The organism is Psychrobacter cryohalolentis K5 (assembly GCF_000013905.1).
GTDB classification, from domain to species: Bacteria; Pseudomonadota; Gammaproteobacteria; order Pseudomonadales; family Moraxellaceae; genus Psychrobacter; species Psychrobacter cryohalolentis.
In genome coordinates this window covers 13,785-32,445 of record NC_007968.1, presented here as the reverse complement: position 1 = coordinate 32,445, position 18,661 = coordinate 13,785, and the positions used below count along the sequence as shown (strand labels likewise).

General features: G+C 37.1%; 19 protein-coding genes and 2 pseudogenes. 11 read left to right on the top strand and 10 right to left on the bottom strand.

The genetic code is table 11. The features are described from left to right. The first annotated feature begins 216 nt into the window (after window positions 1–216). The gene (locus PCRYO_RS12920; protein WP_011512355.1) at window positions 217–1,683 is read left to right on the top strand and encodes an Eco57I restriction-modification methylase domain-containing protein; all 1,467 of its coding nucleotides are present in this window, start codon (window positions 217–219) and stop codon (window positions 1,681–1,683) included. After that, a complete protein-coding gene (locus PCRYO_RS12915; protein WP_011512354.1) occupies window positions 1,683–2,633 on the top strand; it encodes a BsuBI/PstI family type II restriction endonuclease in 951 nt (316 codons plus the stop codon). Before PCRYO_RS12920 ends, PCRYO_RS12915 begins: the two co-directional genes overlap by 1 nt. Window positions 2,634–2,647: 14 nt before the next feature. Here the strand turns inward: PCRYO_RS12915 and PCRYO_RS12910 are convergent, their stop codons facing one another. The 4 genes from PCRYO_RS12910 to PCRYO_RS12895 form a co-directional block, all read right to left on the bottom strand. Beyond that, entirely contained in the window at window positions 2,648–3,262 is a 615-nt protein-coding gene (locus PCRYO_RS12910) for an MAE_28990/MAE_18760 family HEPN-like nuclease (RefSeq protein WP_041753797.1), read from the bottom strand. Window positions 3,263–3,287: 25 nt separating this feature from the next. Beyond that, complete coding sequence (locus PCRYO_RS12905) at window positions 3,288–4,415, bottom strand: GmrSD restriction endonuclease domain-containing protein (RefSeq protein ID WP_011512353.1); 1,128 nt, start codon at window positions 4,413–4,415, stop codon at window positions 3,288–3,290. 159 nt (window positions 4,416–4,574) lie between these two features. Beyond that, complete coding sequence (gene repM, locus PCRYO_RS12900; RefSeq protein ID WP_011512352.1) at window positions 4,575–5,522, bottom strand: replication initiation protein RepM; 948 nt, start codon at window positions 5,520–5,522, stop codon at window positions 4,575–4,577. A gap of 641 nt (window positions 5,523–6,163) precedes the next feature. After that, entirely contained in the window at window positions 6,164–6,538 is a 375-nt protein-coding gene (locus PCRYO_RS12895; RefSeq protein ID WP_011512351.1) for a hypothetical protein, read from the bottom strand. Between the two features lie 461 nt (window positions 6,539–6,999). Between PCRYO_RS12895 and PCRYO_RS12890 the strand changes: the two genes are divergently transcribed. From PCRYO_RS12890 to PCRYO_RS12870, 5 genes and pseudogenes are all read left to right on the top strand, one after another. Then, complete coding sequence (locus PCRYO_RS12890; RefSeq protein ID WP_011512350.1) at window positions 7,000–7,401, top strand: hypothetical protein; 402 nt, start codon at window positions 7,000–7,002, stop codon at window positions 7,399–7,401. Window positions 7,402–7,468: 67 nt separating this feature from the next. Next, window positions 7,469–7,729, top strand: a complete 261-nt coding sequence (locus PCRYO_RS12885; protein ID WP_011512370.1) for a hypothetical protein — start codon at window positions 7,469–7,471, stop codon at window positions 7,727–7,729. 101 nt (window positions 7,730–7,830) lie between these two features. Continuing rightward, window positions 7,831–7,986 (top strand): annotated as a pseudogene (locus PCRYO_RS12880) (type II toxin-antitoxin system RelB/DinJ family antitoxin); the annotation flags it as partial. Window positions 7,987–8,027: 41 nt separating this feature from the next. Beyond that, window positions 8,028–8,168, top strand: a pseudogene (locus tag PCRYO_RS13125) (BrnT family toxin); the annotation flags it as partial. A 230-nt stretch (window positions 8,169–8,398) separates the two neighbouring features. Further along, complete coding sequence (locus PCRYO_RS12870; RefSeq protein ID WP_041753794.1) at window positions 8,399–8,695, top strand: hypothetical protein; 297 nt, start codon at window positions 8,399–8,401, stop codon at window positions 8,693–8,695. 159 nt (window positions 8,696–8,854) lie between these two features. Here PCRYO_RS12870 and PCRYO_RS12865 read toward each other — a convergent pair whose 3' ends face one another. The 5 genes from PCRYO_RS12865 to PCRYO_RS12845 form a co-directional block, all read right to left on the bottom strand. Then, window positions 8,855–9,841 carry a DUF4435 domain-containing protein gene (locus PCRYO_RS12865; RefSeq protein WP_011512347.1) on the bottom strand — a complete coding sequence of 329 codons (987 nt, stop codon included), beginning with the start codon at window positions 9,839–9,841 and terminating at the stop codon, window positions 8,855–8,857. A gap of 5 nt (window positions 9,842–9,846) precedes the next feature. Further along, window positions 9,847–10,857, bottom strand: a complete 1,011-nt coding sequence (locus PCRYO_RS12860) for an AAA family ATPase (protein WP_011512346.1) — start codon at window positions 10,855–10,857, stop codon at window positions 9,847–9,849. A gap of 257 nt (window positions 10,858–11,114) precedes the next feature. Beyond that, complete coding sequence (locus PCRYO_RS12855; protein WP_041753792.1) at window positions 11,115–11,318, bottom strand: plasmid partition protein ParG; 204 nt, start codon at window positions 11,316–11,318, stop codon at window positions 11,115–11,117. 12 nt (window positions 11,319–11,330) lie between these two features. Beyond that, on the bottom strand, window positions 11,331–11,966 hold the full coding sequence (gene parA / locus PCRYO_RS12850; RefSeq protein ID WP_011512344.1) for a ParA family partition ATPase: 636 nt from the start codon (window positions 11,964–11,966) through the stop codon (window positions 11,331–11,333). A gap of 209 nt (window positions 11,967–12,175) precedes the next feature. Beyond that, the gene (locus tag PCRYO_RS12845) at window positions 12,176–12,985 is read right to left on the bottom strand and encodes a hypothetical protein (RefSeq protein WP_011512343.1); all 810 of its coding nucleotides are present in this window, start codon (window positions 12,983–12,985) and stop codon (window positions 12,176–12,178) included. 390 nt (window positions 12,986–13,375) lie between these two features. Here PCRYO_RS12845 and PCRYO_RS12840 point away from each other — a divergent pair, with 390 nt between their 5' ends. Next, entirely contained in the window at window positions 13,376–14,257 is an 882-nt protein-coding gene (locus PCRYO_RS12840) for an IS982 family transposase (protein WP_011512342.1), read from the top strand. A 343-nt stretch (window positions 14,258–14,600) separates the two neighbouring features. Further along, entirely contained in the window at window positions 14,601–15,482 is an 882-nt protein-coding gene (locus PCRYO_RS12835) for a replication initiation protein (protein ID WP_011512341.1), read from the top strand. Window positions 15,483–15,782: 300 nt separating this feature from the next. Here the strand turns inward: PCRYO_RS12835 and PCRYO_RS13525 are convergent, their stop codons facing one another. Further along, complete coding sequence (locus PCRYO_RS13525) at window positions 15,783–16,010, bottom strand: TdeIII family type II restriction endonuclease (protein WP_083759477.1); 228 nt, start codon at window positions 16,008–16,010, stop codon at window positions 15,783–15,785. Window positions 16,011–16,232: 222 nt separating this feature from the next. Between PCRYO_RS13525 and PCRYO_RS12830 the strand changes: the two genes are divergently transcribed. Together PCRYO_RS12830 and PCRYO_RS12820 are read left to right on the top strand one after the other, a co-directional pair. Next, window positions 16,233–17,396 carry a zinc-dependent alcohol dehydrogenase gene (locus tag PCRYO_RS12830; protein ID WP_011512340.1) on the top strand — a complete coding sequence of 388 codons (1,164 nt, stop codon included), beginning with the start codon at window positions 16,233–16,235 and terminating at the stop codon, window positions 17,394–17,396. Between the two features lie 852 nt (window positions 17,397–18,248). Continuing rightward, the gene (locus tag PCRYO_RS12820) at window positions 18,249–18,620 is read left to right on the top strand and encodes a hypothetical protein (protein ID WP_226939312.1); all 372 of its coding nucleotides are present in this window, start codon (window positions 18,249–18,251) and stop codon (window positions 18,618–18,620) included. Window positions 18,621–18,661 lie beyond the last annotated feature (41 nt).

Here is an 18,661-nt window from a genome sequence, read left to right as displayed (position 1 = left end):
CTACTTTGAGTATTGGTGGGGGTTTTGAAAATTCTAAATGTAACTGATACAGCTTATATAACCAATATTTTATAACTACTAGGGGTAGAGGCTTTCCAGCTTCAACCCCTAGTAATTATAGAAGAACTGTCGAAAAGTGTTAGTATACCTGCCTATTATAAATTATACGTAAGGCTATGCCTGCGTATCACCTGATGATCAGTAAATGGATCTAATATGCTCCAACAGTTAGACACTGCAGATAGTGTGCGCCTTAAATTAGCGCGTCGTACCACGCAAAAACATAAAGCTGAGCTGGGGCAGTTTATGACGCCTTCAAGTGTAGCTCGATTTATGGCATCTCTTTTTCCACCTAGCAATATTAAAACCTGTCGCTTATTAGACGCAGGCGCAGGAATAGGTACTTTAACCTGCGCGTTCCTTGATCGTTGGAAGGCCAATGGGTTTGGGTTTAATGATGTTGATGTAACCGCTTTCGAAATCGATAAGAAACTGACGAACTATCTTAGTCAGCATCTAAACTCATACGATCATGTGACAACTCGTATTTTCTCTGACGATTACATCAAACTGGCAACAGACAAAGGTCTGCAGGATCAAGGTTACACTCACGTAATTCTGAATCCACCTTATAAAAAAATCAATAGTAAATCAGCGCACCGATTAGCTTTAAGTAGTGTTGGTATTGAAACAGTTAATTTATATTCCGCTTTTATAGCATTAGCGCTGGGAGAGATGGCTCCAGGTGGCCAAATGGTAGCTATTATTCCACGCAGTTTCTGCAATGGCCCTTATTATCGCCCTTTCCGCGACTTCATTCTTGAACGGGCAGCGATACATCAGATGCATTTGTTTGAATCGCGCAGCAAAGCTTTTAGCGATGATCAGGTACTACAAGAGAATATCATTATTTGCTTAGAACGTGATGGAAAGCAAGGACCTGTTACTATCTCAACCTCTACTGACGATAGTTTTTCTGACCTAACTAACTGTGAAATTCCTTTTGAGCGCATAGTATTTCCAGATGATCCAGAACGGTTTATTCACGTGCAGACTACGACCGAGAAAAGTGCCATCGAATTATCATCTGCTGTGCGTTATTCAATGGCTGACATTGGTATAAAGCTATCAACTGGCCCAGTAGTTGATTTCCGATTGAAAGAGTATTTACGAGATAGGCCTGAAGAAGGGGCTGTGCCATTGATTTATCCAGCCCACTTAAAGGCATATAAAACCACTTGGCCTATACCTAACTTTAAAAAATCTAATGCAATCGTAGCCAATAACGATACAGAGAAATGGCTTTACCCTAACGGATTTTACTGTGTAGTGAAACGTTTTTCGTCGAAGGAGGAAAAACGTCGTATGGTTGCAAACTTGATAAACCCTACTGATTTTAGCGAATACACGATGCTGGGGTTTGAAAACCACTTAAACGTATTCCACGACAATAAAAACGGCTTGCCTGAGGCATTAGCAAGTGGACTTATGGTATACCTGAACACTACCGCAGTAGATGAGCATTTTAGGCGGTTTAGTGGTCATACTCAGGTCAATGCAACAGATCTTAAGCAGATGAAGTACCCTAGCCGTGAAAATTTATTTAAGCTTGGTGAGTGGGCTTTAGAACAAAAAAATATCACACAAGAGAGCATTGATGCTCAATTTAGAGATTTAATTTAATGAATACACAAGATGATCACATTGAGGCAGCTCTACAAATTATAGCTTGCTTAGGTCTACCTACTGCACAATATAATGAACGCTCAGCCTTAACTTTATTAGCTCTTCTAGACCTTTCTCCAGGTAAGAGCTGGACACAAGTAAAAAGCCCGTTAATGGGAATTACACCTATCATGAATTGGGCCCGTGAGCATTACAGTAAAGATTATGCTCCTAACACACGGGAAACAGTTCGTCGCCAAACAATGCATCAGTTTTGTGATGCAGGTATAGCTCTTTATAATCCAGATAAGCCAGACCGACCCGTCAATAGTCCAAAGGCCGTTTATCAAATCGAACCTCACGTATTGACCCTGCTTCGCACTTATGGGACTACATCATGGCACAGCCACCTAGAACGCTATTTAGCTGATCGTACATCGCTTGTTGAGCGTTATGCTAAAGAGCGAGAGCAAAATCGTATTCCTGTAAGAATTGCAGATGGTAAAGAAATTACATTGAGTCCTGGTATTCATAGCGAGCTTATCAAAGATATTATTGAAGATTTTGCAGAACGTTTTGCACCAAATAGTATCTTGATTTATGCCGGTGACACAGAGAAAAAGTGGGGGTATTTTGACAAAGAGCTACTGAAAGAACTGAATGTGGATGTAGGTTCACACGGTAAAATGCCTGACGTCGTATTGCACTACACTGAAAAAAACTGGCTGTTATTAGTTGAGTCTGTCACTAGCCATGGACCTGTTGACGGAAAAAGATATGAAGAGCTTTCTAAGTTGTTTTCAGAATCAACTGCTGGGCTAGTTTATGTGACAGCTTTTCCGAATAGAGCTCTAATGGGTCGTTATCTTAGTGAAATTGCATGGGAAACAGAAGTTTGGGTAGCGGATGCTCCTTCTCATCTCATTCATTTTAATGGAGTAAGGTTTCTTGGTCCTTACTCCCCATAGATTTGAAAAGATAGCTACTGTTTTAGATAGAGACCATTAGCTGCCGCACTGTTAACAAGATTATGGAATGTTTCGATCAAATACAATAAATCATCTTCTATTTCATTATATGTATTTCTCAAGCCATCAGCATTCAACATCTCTCCATGAACCACAGCATTTCTATTTTTTAGCAAAACTGTGTCTATCAACGTACTCTTCAACTCAAATTCATTACTCGGAAGGCCCAATTGCGAGAGTATATTTAAAAGAACCTCAGAGTTTAAATTCGACTTAGTGTCTATTGTTTTATTCTCTACAACTTTGAACGTAACATCAGACAAACGAGAAAAGTAATCATGGATGGCCTTTTGATTCTTTGTAGATTTCATTGAAAGATTTACATCAAAATAAGAGCTTAGATTTAGTTGTATAAAGTTATCTGCTATCTGATCACAGTGAAGACCCAAGCTATTTAGATAACTCAAATAAACTAAAGAGCAATGTTTAACATGTCCTTCCCAATGTGAATACAATAAGGCTATAGCAGCTCTGTGTAATATATTTTTCTTATGGATAGCGCTATTTTCCTGAATCATGAACTTCAATGTAGTCAGCTCTCGTCTACGCCAAGTTAAGTCGCTAACCATCGATTTTTCCAGTTGTTCAAGATTTCTAATCCTCACAAAACAAACTCCGACCTATACCAATCATTATCTTAGTTCTGTCTATAGGTCTAATCCGAGTAGCATAAGAGTTTGTAAAATCATTATTATCTATAAGCTCTTTTGTCTTAGCTGCTATAACTACAACTATAGCATCCTCATTATAATCATCGCTTTCTACTAGGAACGATATGCCTGTAGATATAGCCTCAAACACAGGTAAGCTAAAAGCCCCCTCATATCTATCTTTTTGAGGGTTGTATTTTTTAAACGCATCATCTCCTAGGGCAAGAGCTATACGCTCAAAAGTATTTTTGAACACCTCTCTTTCTTTGTTGTATTCAAAATCTGAGTTAATATCAAATAATCGGATTGTTTCATTGTTAAGATAAGGATGTACATCACTATGCTTTGATCGTATTTCATCAGATGCATGTCTGTTAATAAAGAACCTCAATACGAGTTCATAATAATATGCTTGATCTTCCTTCGCCTCTGTAACAAGGACTGTTTTTTGAAATGATTCATCTTTAGTTAAAGCCTGAATAAAATCAAAAGCCTGATTGTTTAACATTATCAATAAACAGTTTCTGACCTCTTGTGGAGATAAAGCAGATCCTCCCGTGTTTAACCGCTGAAATAGCTCGAACTTAGCATCATCGTCACTTTCACGTTCTATAATATTTACAGCTATCTTTTGTCTTTTGAACAAGAGTTTGAGATTGTTCGATAGTAAGTCGGCAGAGTCTAAATCTTCTGTTCCCCACTTTCTTCCTTTAAGAGATGGTAGATACTTAGTTGCCTCAGGAGTGAATGGGTCTCTAATACTTCCTTCTTCATCCTTCAGTTTATTCATAAAAGAGAAAATGGTTGATAATCTTTGAAGGCCGTCCACTAAATCCCAAACGCCATCTTGGCGCTGAGAAACAAATATAGAAGGGATTGGAATACCTAAGAATATAGATTCTATAAAATTACTCTTTTGCTCATCACTCCATCGAAAAACTCTTTGAAAAGCCGGATGTATTTCTAGTTCATTATCTTCGTACATACTAGCGAGTTCGCCTATAGACATAGAATAGCTATCTGTTCGAACATTGTGTCTTGCTTTATCAATTTCTTTATTTAAGTCTGTCATTAGAGGTCCTTTATAGCGATCTTAGTTGCCAAATAATTAAATCTAGAGTTCTGTTTCCTTGTTAGTTCTACCTATTCTTACCTCTTGCAATTTTTGGCGTTGCTGCTCTCTCATTATTGCAGCTTCCTCTTAACCATACACTTTTTCATCATTTAAGACTTAGTATTCAAGATACTCTCTAATTGGACGTTTCTTAAATTGAGAAATGTCTTTCTTAAGGCGATTAATCATCTCTAATTCCCACATATTCATATCTTGACCAGCTGGGCTAGTCGAACTAACTAAATCATTATAGTCTGCTATAAAACTAGGATTGCGAGCAATACGCCCTAACTGCTTATCGTTTAGCCCTTCAATGGTAGACCTGTCGACGTTATCAGCTTCAACTTTGGCAGCAATTTTCACTTTGTTTTTCTTCACTTTAAATTTAAATGTAAAGCCTGCAATTGCACGTCCATCTTTATACTGATCATACTCAGCTTGAATATCTGTATGTTCATTTATTTGATTAATAGCATGGTCTAGAACTCGTGCCTTGAAGTTATTCATTTTCTTATATTGCTTGGGCTCAACACCTAATTTCCTACGTAGATCGTCAACTGATATCTTGTTAGTTTTACCAACTGCCTTCCATTGCATCATTAACTCATAAAGCCTGATTGAGTATTCGCTTTGCAATTCGCTAACCTGTTTTAACTCATATTCTGTGTATTGCTCGCTAAGTCTTGTTATTAGCGGAATAACTGCATCTGTAAATTGCAGCTCAACCATACCAGCGTCATCAATGTAGCTTATTTTTTGTACCCATCTAATGACATGGCGAGCCTGTTTTCCTGTTTTTTCATGAATATCTTCATACTCAAAATGAGCATCAAATAAACCACTTGTAGCACTTTTCAATGCATCGTATGAAGTATGTTTTTCTACCTTAAATTGTTCTTGATAGCTCTTTGCTCTAATGTTCAGAACACCTTTAGCATCAATCAATTGTTTTTGTTCTCTTGCTTCAATAATTGCTAAGAAAATAAGACGCTGTTCGGGTATACCAAGAGAGTAGCTAGCACCGATTAACTTATTGTCTTTAGCAATTAACTGCTTATTACTCATTTTATACTCTCTATAGTAAACAATATAAGTACTATACTCTATAAAGCTACACAAATAAAATAATTGTAGCTTTATGGGTCGATAGACGTAGCTTTATGGGTCGATAGACGTAGCTTTATGGGTCGATAGACGTAGCTTTATGGGTCGATAGACGTAGCTTTATGGGTCGATAGACGTAGCTTTATCAACATTAAAGGCCTTTCATACCAATTGATTCAGAGCACCTAAAAGCTTTTAAAAGTATTTAAAAACATTAAAAACCTTTTTGGTTATTAATAATTAGAGTGACAAAAAAAGGCCAGTAAAAATAATAATGAATCCAATATCAGTAATTTCAAATAATTTAAAAAGAGAGATCAAAGCACTAGTCAAAGATAGCTAATAACATCGTATTAAGCTCCCTATAAGGTTCTAAGTATCGTTTGGTAAGTTACTAGGTAAAAAAATTTTAACCTCCTTAGACGGCTTATATGAGCTTGCACAGTTCCATGATTGTTTATATCAACTAAAATCTTCGGAAGATCGTTAGAATTCCAGTGATTCTTATGACTACGCTATCAAGGATCAATCTCTTATTATCAAATAGCTTTTCAAAAAAAGCCCTTGTATCAGCTGATACAAGGGCAATATACATTTAATTGTTAATCCAAACTATTGTATGCTTTTATTCCTGCTTTATCGACCAATCTTTGAGCATTGGAAACCTTATTAGGGGCTGCTACCTCTCTTAATATCAATAACGATTCTAGCACTATCGGCATCAAAGCCTTCATCATCTCATTCTGATTTGATGTGCTCTCTACTGCCTTTGATCCTTTATCGTCTGACTGCAATAAGTGCAGAATCTCACTAATATCTCCTTTCATAAACTGAAGATCTTCAAGAAAGTTATTGGTATCTGACTCCAATTTTTTCTTCAAGTAGCCACCAGGCGTTTGCCCTGCTTCTGCGGCTATCGCTTCTAGTTTTAGGTAGATTTCTGGCTTTAATCTAAATGATACGATAGGGGTGCTCATGATTATCCTTGTTTACAGATTGTAGACAGAAATATATCATAAAAATCAGTTACTTAAGTCTATTTTGTAAACATTTTGTGTACAGAAAAGAGCGTCTTAAATCAGGTAAGTTGCTGATTTAAGACGATTTTTTTCATCCCGAGAGGGTGCGTAAGGTGTAGTCATTAAATTGGATAATTTAATGACCAAAAATCAGGTAGAAAAATCGGTTATTTTCTACCTGTGGTAAGCCTTTTTGGCTAAAAAGGCTTATAAGAGCGTTACACAAGCAAAAACTAAGCAAACTACGAGCATTTCACTAGCAAATTATGAGCAAATATAATAAGAAAGCTGTATTATGAGCAAAATACAAGCAAAAACTAAGCAAACTGCGAGCATTTCGCTAGCAAATTATGAGCAAACTATAAATAGCACCTTGTACTCATATTAGTGACCGCTAAAAACCAAATAGAGAGTAATTTATGGCTAAGAGAACAAAGTTTTCCAAATTTCGTGATCTTTATGAGGTGATCGAAGAGCTGGCTGTTTCATATACCTATGAAGGTGTGGTTGAGATATTAGCTGAGCGCCATGACCTCATTCTAACGACTGGCACACTGACCAATTATCTTTACCGCTATAGAAAAGAATCAAAGGATTTATCTGTAGCAACAGATAATTCTAGTAGTGATATTGAGGTTAAGCCTGAGGTGAGAAAACAAGTTTTTGTTGACTTATATTCTAATGACCCAATCCAAGACAGTAATACAGAACCTAATGATGAGTCCTATGTACAGCCCACACATGAAGAATTAGATACGGCTATGAAGAGATTCGAAGCGAAGCTAGCAAATAAAAGAAATAGATCTCTTCTTGATAGGTAAGTTATTGATAATAGATAAATAAAAATTTCATAAAGGGACATTTTCCTAGTGTAAAAAGGAGCAATCTATGAGTATTCGAGGTGTATCAGTAGCAAGTAACCATTTCATGATGTTTGAAGAGGCACAACGAGAATACTACCGTCAAATGGGGCGTCTTAACACCTTTGGTTTAGAAAACGAAGCCCATAGCGATAGCATACGTAAAAAGATGTTTGAGCTAAAAGATGAGGAAAGTATGCTAAGAGAATGTAGCGCGAGCGAACTCTACGTCATACAAAAACAGCTAAAACAGAGAATTGATAATTTTCTGCATGAATTGAATGAGTAGCATATTATTATTGTTCGTAAAAAACCAAAGCCCTAAAATTATTGAATTGACGTTACTTATCGCTTATATTGACGGTACATAAATAAGCGATAAGTAATGCTATGAGCACAACCAATTATAATATCCGTCTCGATCAAGAATTAAAAGACAAGGCGTTTTCGGTGCTTGAAGGCTATGGTTTAACGCCTTCTCAGGCGATTAAGTTATTTTTGCATCAGGTAGCAGAAACCAATAGCATACCGCTGTCTTTTGATTACCAGACAATGCCTAGTACCAATACGCTTGAAGACGGTGATCAATGATTGAATTTGAATGGGATGAACAGAAAAATAGCAGTAATCAACGCAAACATGGCTTATGCTTTGAAGAAGCAGCTCGGGTATTTTTTGATCCTTTGTGTTTGCGTCAACAAGACCGATATGAAAACGGTGAAGAGCGGTAGCAAGCGCTTAGTGCGGTGAAATAATTATTAAAAGTCCCTAAAACAATATTTTTTTGAGGACTGTTTTCTCGCTTCATTTGCTGTTTTCTCGCTTCATTTACTGTTTTCTCGCTTCATTTACTGTTTTTTCAAGCACTTTGTTGCTCATACTCAAAGAGATGGTGAGGGTGGTGAGGTTATTCGTATCATATCAGCACGACCTGCCACTAAGGTTGAAAGGAGGTTTTATGAACAAGGTTAGCTATAAAGCAAATGAGTTACCGTCTTTAAGCGCTGCGCAAGAAGCAAACTTGCAACGATTGGCGGTACTTTTAGATCATGATATTGATTTGTCTGATATGCCTGAAGTGACGGACTGGTCGAGTGCGACCCGTGGCAGCGTAGTGCCAAGTGATTCTATGGTCGGTGCCAGTAGCGTGAGTCCTAGTATCATTGCTAGATTCCAGGATAGGGCTAAAAAGACCGGCGGAAACTACCAAGATATGATTAACGATGCGCTAGAAGAGTATTTGTTAGATCATTAGTCAAATATGAATAGTCGATAGTATCCTGAAATCCATGTAGGTGTACACTCAGCCTAGACACTCACTTATAAAATGCTTAGGAAGCTCCCAAAAAGACGCCTCAAAGTTCAAAAAACGTCCTATCAAAGACTATTTACAGTATGAGTAACTTGATACTTATCATTTAATATTTTTAATGGCTGAGAGTATGAACTTATGGACTTCATCTTCAAGATCTACTTGACGCATATGACAGTAAGTATCAAAGCTAAAGGAGTCATTAAACCGAGTCTTTACTTGATTAACCCTGTCTTTTATTTCATTTCCAGTTACATTCTTATTGATATTCTTTATCTCGTGTTTCATTAGCTGAGATAAATTTATTTTATGTATTTTTTTGATTAAGTCAAAAAGAACATGACCTGATATAAACCTATAAGCATTATCCCTATTAATTCCTATATCATTTAAGAAATATTCTGATTTTATTATATCGTCTTCGTAGATGCATTTATCATCGAAGAATAAGTCCATTTTCTTCTCTATTTTTTCAATACCGGATTTGCTGATTAGTAAGTTCTCATCAACCATGTTTTCATCAAGAAGATGGAAACATGAATTGAATTCGCTATCATATATATTGCTGTAATCAATTCTATTGAGAATAACAATATATTTAGCCAGTCCTTTAAAAGCTATTTCAGAGAAATCATTTAAGAAGCTTGATAAGTTAACGGTGTTAGGGATAGTTAACCTACATAGCTTGAAAAAATGATCTAAACTATCTTTTTCAATCTGGACACTCTCTCTACTAAATCCATGAGTATGGATAACATATTTATTATGATTGAATATGTGGTCTTCTTGTACCTTAGAAGCAATGTAGTCATAGTCACTATCAACTGCGATTATTATCTTTTCATTAGCATCTTTATATATTTTCTCTAAAAACCTCTTGCCAGTTACTGTTTTACCTTCTTTTGAAGAAGGGCGGCACATATATTCATTTGGGTAATGATAGCCAATAAACCCTTCCCAAAATGAGTAATCAGAGGCATCTTCAACATAAATAATCCCTTTATTTTTATCTTTAATATCTCCAGATGAAAAAACGTTATAAGCGCCAATAAAATTTTTACTAGTAAAGAAGTCATGAAACTCTGACATGTCGCTCACCACACTTCTTCTGTTATGGTTTTTATGTCTATGAAGTTGTCTAGCCAACCGTCCATAACTAGAGCTGGGCTATGAGTTACTATTATCATCTGGCTTGAGCTATTAGCATTTGTGATCTCTGTTAATAGTTTTTCTTGCCATGAAAGATGTAATGATATTTCTGGTTCATCCATTAATATCAATGAGTTATCAACGCCGCCATTTATTATTTTTAGGAATATAAATATTAACTGCCTTTCTCCAGAAGATAAGTTGCGATAGTCTATTCTCTTTCCACTAATTAGTAGTATTTCTATCTTATCGTCTACAAACTCTACTTTTTTGTTGGTTTCTTCAAAAAAATTGTTTAACGAACTCATAAACTTTTCTTGTAGTTCATCTTTGTTTCTATGATCCTTATTTAGTCTTTCTACTTCCTTATCAATCTCTACGTCTAAAAAAGTTGTCTTATTTCCGTCACTCTCAATAACGTTATTTACTGAGTTCGCACTCATATTTATCGTAGATATAAACTCTACAGGCATCTTTTTTTTAGGTTTAAAAACTTGATTATCTCTTTTGATATTTAATTTCTTATCATTATCCTCTATTTCATAGTTAGTTGCATTTTTATTTATTTTTTTGAACAAATCTGTCGTTAATTCTTTTAGTTCATCATTGCTTAATCTTTTATATTTTACATAATGGCTATCTGAATTTTTATCTTTCCTAGAATTTTTTTCAAACCTTGATAGCTCCTCTATAACTAATTTTAACATCTCAATATCTATTAAATTATTTTTTTTCGAAGTGTATTTTTCTTCATCTTTCATTACTACGCTTACTTCTTCACATAAATTTAAGTCTTCAACTTGTTTTAAAGTGACGGCAGCATTTATCAACCTAAGAATAGTAGATTTACCCAATCCATTCTTACCAACTAAGACATTAATTTTTTTTAGTTCCCAACTAACGTCTTTTTCATCAAACAATCTTTTTATTCTAATACTTTTTATTAAATTGCTCATAAATACTCTAATCTAGTCAAAGATGTATATTAGGTATGTCGACATACATGGATATAATAAGAAACATGATTCTAACAGGTAAAAATAATGATTAAATTTCTATATCTTTATCAGATATATCAATTTTTACTGCTAGCCGTTGTAACGTCAACTGCTCTTGGCGCTGCTCTCTTAGAGAAACCATCCTGAACTCTGTGTAACTGCCATTTAGATAAATACATACACAAAATCAAACAGTGGCTCGCGACATATTTTATTCATCGTTCAACTATTTTTTCATCGATCATATCAGTTAATAGCTGAGTCACTGTCTTACGGTTATTGAGTGCATATTGTTTTAACAATATGTACTTTTCTTCATCTAGATTGAAGTTAACTCTTACTGTCTTTTTCGGAGCATTAGTCACATCTGATAAATCTAAGGTGTTTTTGGCGTCTCTACTTGGTCTACCTGCTTTCATGTCTATACCTCATTATTCATCGAAAAATGTTTTAACTTCATTGACCAAAGCCGTCATTTCTTGTACAGCATTGCTATTAGCTGACTCTGTATCGAATACCGTTTTACCTAATGAGGCACTATTTGGGTAACTCACACGCTGCATTATCCGAGTGTCCAGAACAGGCAAACCATAATCTAATAAAACAGTTGCCACTTCTTTGCCGATATTGGTATTTTGGATTGCCCTAGATACCACAAAAGCGGCCTTCAATTTACCATCAGTCATCTCGATGCGCTGTTTAACTAGATCTACTAGATCGCTAGTAGCCCAGACATCATAAGGACTTGGTTGTACTGGTATCAGTATAAAATCAGCAGCCTTAATTGCAGATATAGCAAGAGTGGTTGCTTGCGGAGAACCGTCAATAACTACAAATTCTTTATCAGATACGTTTTTTAAATCTTTATCCAAAGTTGGTCTATCTAATCCAATAACTGGCACAGGGTTATCTTCATCAACTGCTCTCCAATCACGCGCACTACCTTGTTGGTCGCTATCAACTAACAACACACTATGCCCTTGCAGCTGTAGACCTCGGGCTAATTGAGTAGCGATTGTCGTTTTGCCGCTTCCGCCCTTTTGATTTAATACCGCTATTACTTTCATGAAAATGATTCCGTATTTGAGTATATACTCATATAAGTTTTTACTCAAATGAGTATATACTCATATGTTCACATGAGTAAATGAGTAATTGCATAGATGGTAACATTTGCTTTGATGCTAGCAATTATTATTCTTTAGAAGATAGAAATACCCTTTGTGATCCTGGCCTGAATAAGAAGTTCACCTACGAATTTTAATGGGCAGTTAGTCTAACAACTTTCAGCCATATCAGACTCTGGATAATTTTGAAATAAGATTTCAAACACTTCATCATGTTCTGATTTATAGGCAAGGGCAGCTCTTTGAACCAGCACAACTTGAGCATAGAATGCTTTTGCGGCCTTCTGAGTATCCGTTAATCTATGGATTTTACCTTTCTCTTTTATTTTCTTTAAGTGTGCCTTAGCGTCTATTAAATTATGTTCTGTGAGATCTTCGAAAGAAAGGTTTAGTGCTTCTAGTTTTTCGTAAAAGTCATAACATTGAAACTGAGCGTTCAGATCATAAGGTATTTTAAGCTCATCAAGAGTATCTGTCAGTTCTTCAAAATAGTCATAGGCAGAGTGTCTACTAGGGTCTCTGTTAAACAGTATTCTGATTTTATGAGGCGGTACGCCCATGTTGACTAATATTTTGATCGTTCCAATACTATCTGCGATTAATTTGGGTGATGAATCAACCACTGGCACCAGGAAAAAATCATAATCTTCATGACATCCCATCATTTGATCCATCCGATCAATAGTACGCTCAAATTCAGATATCTCCACTTCAACAATAACGGATGTACCCATCATTAGCTCAACATGTACATCTCTAAGTTTGTCTACAGTCGCAAAAATCTCATCTCCACTAATGTTTCTATCATTGAATCCAATTCTATAATATTTTGGATCTTGGAGGCGCGGTTTAACTAACCATCTGCCACTAATAGTCTTACCGGAATTTCCGGACGAATTGATAATGCATACTGTTAACTGAGGTTTAGCGTTAGGTGTTTGATAGGTAGCTTGAGTCATTTGATCACATCCTTGTAATCTTATTAGTGTTGAGGGTTACTGTACGTCAAATAAGACCTAATATACATGATTATGTGAACAAGATTTCCCAGATCCTTGGAGACTGTTGCGACTAGCTAATGCTAAAACTGAGCAATTTTTTGAACGTCTGAGTAACTGTAGATTGATTTTGAAAGTCTGGCGCTAGAACCAATGCTAATGAAACCGAATCCTTCTATCCAACGTCATTTTTTATAACGTCTGTTATGGAAGCAACGAGGGTTTCCTTATACGGAACCATCATAATTACTTACAGTAATTAACCCGACTCTCAACTTCGAAAGTGATTGAAAAAAGAAGAGCACCTCACTAATCTATTGTTTTCGACCAAGAATACAATGGAGTTGTGAGATGCCCATAGACGAATTTATCATCAATATCTATTTAATGGTAGAGCAATATTACAAAATAGTCGTCACCAAACCCTTGCGAAGTGCAGGTTACGCGCCAAAGCTAAGTGATCCTGAGGTTATTTGCATGGAGATGGTCGGTGAATTTTTACACCTAGATCAAGAAAAACAAATTTGGCAATACTTTACCCAGCATTGGCAAGACTGGTTTCCAGCCATCGGCTCATACCCTAACTTCGCAAAGCACTGCGCCAATCTGTGGCAAGTCAAACAGCAGATACAAGATAAAGTCAGTCAAATTGAAGGCCGTGACAACATTCATTTTATGGATGGCTTTCCGATACCCGTCTGTCATTATGGACGCGCTTATCGGCATAAGAATTATCAAGACTTAGCAGCTTTTAGCTACTGTGCCGCTAAGCAAGAGAGGTACTATGGCTTTGAAGGCCATTTGCTTGTTAACTTATCGGGCATGATTAAAGGCTTTACCTTTGCTCCTGCCAATGTTGATGAAAGAGCGGTTGCCCCAGAAATCACCACTCATATTCATGGGCTGCTTGGCGCTGATAAAGGGTATATCAGCCCTAGTCTGACATCGTACTACGACGCTCAAGGCGTGGATTTACAAACGCCACTCAGAGCCAACATGAAAGAGGATAGACCCAAACCTGTGGTAAGGCGGCTAATGAAAGCCCGCCGTATCGTTGAAACAGTCATTGGTCAGCTATCAGAACGATTTAATATACAAAGGGTACGAGCAAGAGATTTATGGCATTTGTCTCATCGATTGATTCGTAAGATTCTTTCACACAATCTGTGCTTTGTACTCAACAAAAAACTTGGTAATCCGCCTCTTCAGTTTGATTTGCTTATTTCAAGTTGAGAGTGGGGTAGTAATTAACAAAAAAGAGCCCCGACTAAAGGGCTCTTTTTTAGATCAGCGTATATAAAAACTAACGCTCCAGACAGTCTTATTAAAGCCCAATTATGCCATGTAATATAACGTAGGTATAACTTTTGCGCCCCTTAAGTGGCGTGGCTTTACGAGGATTTTACAATTGACGAAAGTGCGATGAGAGCGTAAACTCATGTGCTAGAAACGACTAACCCCCAGAGACGGCAATCTCTGGGGGTTAGATGAATTTTAATCTGTGTCAGCAGATATAAAACCCATTTTTCGATACGGACATTTTATATCAGCAGGCGCACCAATACAAGTGTGCGTGATGTTATTACTACCGGAAATATACGAAACACTCCCCTACAAGCCCTATTGCACCGATGGTTTAGGTAATCTTGTCATTCGTCCTAGGCAAACTGCCGTCAAAATGCGGTACATCCAGCACAACCCCCCTTGCATGACTCATTTTATCTGCTTAGACATTGATCATGAGCATGGCGCTATGCGATGGGCAGAAGAATACCTACCACCGCCACGGTGGACAAGCCAAAACCCCTCAAACGGACACGCCCATATCGTCTATGAGCTAAAAACGCCTGTTTGTACCAGTGAGCATGGCAGTCGTAAAGCCTTAGATTATCTCGCTAAGATACAAGCAGGGCTTGTCAGAGCAAGTCGCGCAGACGTTGGTTATACCAATTTCATCACCAAAAACCCCCTGCACGAACATTGGCGTACCGAAGTATGGACGAAAGAAGCCTATGAGCTAAATTATCTTGCGGAGTTCGTAGATCTCAGACCTTTAACGTCTAACGAGAAAGAATATGGGCTTGGAAGGAACTGCTCCCTGTTCGATACCGTTCGCCATTGGGCTTATTCTGCCATTAGAGAGCATCGAGGCAAGACTTGGGATCAATGGTACAGTTCAGTACTTAAGCACGCTCAAAGCGTGAATATGATGTTTTCAGAGCCGTTACCGTACTCAGAAATCAAGGCTACTGCAAAAAGCATTGCTAAATACTGTTGGAAGCGTGATGCTTATCACTATAATGAGTTTATTTATCGGCAGGCACTTAAGGGTAGTAAAGGCGGTAAGGTATCTAAACGTAAGCCTATAGCTACGTCAGAGCAATCTATGAAGCCTTGGGAAGACTTAGGTATTTCGAGAAGAACTTATTATAATCATAAGAAACTAGGTAAGCTTTAAAAAGTTGCACTGGATAAGCCTAAATCAGATAACAGCCGTTTGGGGTATTCTTCCGGCATCTTTTTATTAGAGCCTTTCCTAAATTTCGTGTAAGTACTTCTACAATCTAAATGATAGTTACACACTTTTTAGGAAAGGCTCTATACCCCCCCTTATTACGTCAAGTAGTAGGGGGGCATTTTTTATATGTTCTAAATTCCCTAGAGAAACAATAGTTTTTTAATGAGATTATGAAGCTTTCATTGTAGACGAGCAGAGTGACGGATTCATTTACTGATTTAATATAACTAAGCTGTTGATTCAAAAATGATCTGTATTTAAAGCCTTCTCGATATCTTCTTTAGACTCAGCACCGACCTCTCTAAAAATATCAACCATATCATTGAGTGAAAACTGACCACCTGACACAAGCTGCCATAATTCGTCACCTACTAACAGATCTTGGCGGTCATAAAAGTTGCCCCAACGCTTATAATTATTATCCGTTCTCGACTCAGGTTTATAAGGAATGGCGATGTAGGTTTGAATTTTATTAGTGTCCTAAATTAGTTGACCACTACAATTTTTTACTTACAACACGCAACCTTTTTAACACACGTTGATTATAAATCTTGTTTTTCAAGGTGCTAATATAATTGAGTAATACTTAACTTAGATAACATAAACCACTGATTCTAATAACTTTCATCTTGTATTATCACAGATTATTGTTTATCGAGATTTTGCAATCTTTGCTTAATTGGAGAAATTATGCGTGCTTTAACTTACCACGGTGCTAAAGATGTGCGAGTGGACAATGTCCCAGAGCCTAAACTGCAAGAAAAAGATGATGTTATTTTACGTGTGACTGCGACTGCAATTTGTGGCTCAGATTTACACCTGTATCGTGGCAAAATGCCTGCAACCGAGGAAGGCGATATCTTCGGTCATGAGTTTATGGGCGTGGTTGAAGAAGTAGGCTCTGAAGTCACTGCTGTTAAAAAAGGCGATAGAGTTGTTATTCCTTTTGTTATTGCATGTGGTAACTGCTTTTTCTGTCAGCATGACCTAATGTCCGCTTGTGAGACTACAAATACAGGCCCAGGCGCTGCTATTAATAAAAAAATAATTCCGCCACCGGCTGCTTTATTTGGTTTTAGCCATTTATATGGTGGGATTCCTGGTGGACAAGCAGAATTTGTACGGGTTCCTAAAGGTAATTTTAATCCGTTCAAAGTAAATGGCTCACTGTCAGATGAGAAGGTTTTATTTTTATCAGATATTTTACCGACTGCTTGGCAGGCGGTGACTAATGCCAATATTACTAAAGGTTCAACCGTAGCTATTTATGGTGCGGGTCCTGTGGGGTTGTTATCAGCAGCTTGTGCCAAAATGTTAGGCGCTGAGCAGATCTTCGTGGTAGATCATAATGACTACCGTTTGCAGTACGCGAAAGATACCTACGGTGCTATTCCGGTTAATTTCGATAAGGTAGATGCTGCTGAATTTATTATTGAACAGACCAAAGGGCATCGCGGCGTTGACAGCGTTATCGATGCGATTGGCTTTGAAGCCAAAGGCAGCATGCTAGAAACAATAATGACCAATTTAAAAATTGAAGGGTCAAGTGGTGCAGCTTTACGTCAATGTATTGCAGCTGTGCGTCGTGGCGGGGTCGTTAGTGTTCCGGGTGTGTATGCAGGACCCATTCATGGTTTCTTATTTGGTGATGCTTTTGATAAAGGGCTTACTTTCAAAATGGGCCAAACCCATGTACACAAGTATCTACCACAATTATTAGAGTATATTGAAAATGGTGATTTATCACCTGAAGCTATTATTACTCACCGTATGAATTTGTCTGACGCTGCTAAAGGTTATGAAATTTTCGAAAAGCGTGAAGAAGAATGTCGTAAAGTCATTTTAACTCCTTAATTTTTCAAATTTACCCTTAACTTTTAACATTTAAAGGTTAGGTCATAGCTGCTTTAACGAGATTATCTTAAATAATGGTTATCGCTAAAGCAGCTAGTAAAAAAAATCTTTGACTTGCTTTTCTCTGCACACGGCAAAAAAATCACCCCCCAACCGATTTTCATGGGTTTAGGGATTAAAAAACTAACTAACTGTCTTAGATGGTCTTAAAGCTTAGAAGTGTAAAGCACAATAAATTTTCTTATATTTATCAGGATCATCTTTATTAGCTACAAACCCTTTGCTAACCAACTTTACCGAGTTAAATGTTTCACCTTCATCATTAGTTATCATAACAATCAAGTTTTGATCCTCAAAACTTTGGAGTTCTTTAATCAGCTCTTTAATTGTCTTAGTTCTATCTTCCCATTGCACTATAATCTATTGTAAGTATGCCTATGACAAACCAATTTCACTGGTTCGGTTCCCTAGTGAGGACTTGAATCTTCGGCTGTAAGCTAATGGTATCAATGGTTTTGCGCACTTAAATAGTCACAGTGTACTTCGTAGTGTACCTAACATATTCTGTTTGTGATCGGTGCGCTATACAGGTATCGAATTGCTAGTGTTAGATATGAGTTTAATAACTATAAAATCTCTAGATGAGGTATTTTTCCATCTTACCTTCTGCTCTACTCGTTTCTGTTGTTTGTACAGAAAAAATCTTGAAGAACAAGACTGCACTTATCGAAAAAATAAGCTTAGACTACCTGCCCTTCATCTAGTACGGATAGTCCAGTGCCTAAACTTCTTAAAAAAATAGGTATCATTCTCAGCATAGTCATCGTTATTGGTGGCACACTCACTTTTGTCATGACCTGGAAAAGTATAGAGTTTAATGAGAGGTTTTTAGCGTCTTGGATAAGCTCTTTTGCGCTATGCGTGGTTTTCATTGCACCCATTGGTGGCATTATTGCCATGCTGATTCATAAAGCTTTAGCGGCAATATTGCCCAATATCTCAAAAGTTAAAATGAACGTTATTTTTGGCTTATGTATGGCAGTGACAATGGAATCCATTATGGCAGTGATTACTACCATTAACACCAATGGTTTCTCTGATTGGAACTCTCTTGCTGCTGTTTGGGCTACCACTTTACTGGCAGCCTTACCGATCGGCATCGTGTTTTCAGTTATTGTGTCACTTATTATTAAACCCAAGCTAGAAGTAATGTTAGCTGAATAATTTATCTATAGTGCTTCTACATAGGTCATAAGAGTAAAAGC

Bases quoted from the DNA above. Each gene is read 5' to 3' on its own strand.
- PCRYO_RS12920 (WP_011512355.1), top strand. From the start codon at position 217: ATGCTCCAACAGTTAGACACTGCAGATAGTGTGCGCCTTAAATTAGCG.
- PCRYO_RS12915 (WP_011512354.1), top strand. From the start codon at position 1,683: ATGAATACACAAGATGATCACATTGAGGCAGCTCTACAAATTATAGCT.
- PCRYO_RS12910 (WP_041753797.1), bottom strand. From the start codon at position 3,262: ATGGTTAGCGACTTAACTTGGCGTAGACGAGAGCTGACTACATTGAAG.
- PCRYO_RS12905 (WP_011512353.1), bottom strand. From the start codon at position 4,415: ATGACAGACTTAAATAAAGAAATTGATAAAGCAAGACACAATGTTCGA.
- repM (WP_011512352.1), bottom strand. From the start codon at position 5,522: ATGAGTAATAAGCAGTTAATTGCTAAAGACAATAAGTTAATCGGTGCT.
- PCRYO_RS12895 (WP_011512351.1), bottom strand. From the start codon at position 6,538: ATGAGCACCCCTATCGTATCATTTAGATTAAAGCCAGAAATCTACCTA.
- PCRYO_RS12890 (WP_011512350.1), top strand. From the start codon at position 7,000: ATGGCTAAGAGAACAAAGTTTTCCAAATTTCGTGATCTTTATGAGGTG.
- PCRYO_RS12885 (WP_011512370.1), top strand. From the start codon at position 7,469: ATGAGTATTCGAGGTGTATCAGTAGCAAGTAACCATTTCATGATGTTT.
- PCRYO_RS12870 (WP_041753794.1), top strand. From the start codon at position 8,399: ATGAACAAGGTTAGCTATAAAGCAAATGAGTTACCGTCTTTAAGCGCT.
- PCRYO_RS12865 (WP_011512347.1), bottom strand. From the start codon at position 9,841: ATGTCAGAGTTTCATGACTTCTTTACTAGTAAAAATTTTATTGGCGCT.
- PCRYO_RS12860 (WP_011512346.1), bottom strand. From the start codon at position 10,857: ATGAGCAATTTAATAAAAAGTATTAGAATAAAAAGATTGTTTGATGAA.
- PCRYO_RS12855 (WP_041753792.1), bottom strand. From the start codon at position 11,318: ATGAAAGCAGGTAGACCAAGTAGAGACGCCAAAAACACCTTAGATTTA.
- parA (WP_011512344.1), bottom strand. From the start codon at position 11,966: ATGAAAGTAATAGCGGTATTAAATCAAAAGGGCGGAAGCGGCAAAACG.
- PCRYO_RS12845 (WP_011512343.1), bottom strand. From the start codon at position 12,985: ATGACTCAAGCTACCTATCAAACACCTAACGCTAAACCTCAGTTAACA.
- PCRYO_RS12840 (WP_011512342.1), top strand. From the start codon at position 13,376: ATGCCCATAGACGAATTTATCATCAATATCTATTTAATGGTAGAGCAA.
- PCRYO_RS12835 (WP_011512341.1), top strand. From the start codon at position 14,601: ATGTTATTACTACCGGAAATATACGAAACACTCCCCTACAAGCCCTAT.
- PCRYO_RS12830 (WP_011512340.1), top strand. From the start codon at position 16,233: ATGCGTGCTTTAACTTACCACGGTGCTAAAGATGTGCGAGTGGACAAT.
- PCRYO_RS12820 (WP_226939312.1), top strand. From the start codon at position 18,249: ATGACCTGGAAAAGTATAGAGTTTAATGAGAGGTTTTTAGCGTCTTGG.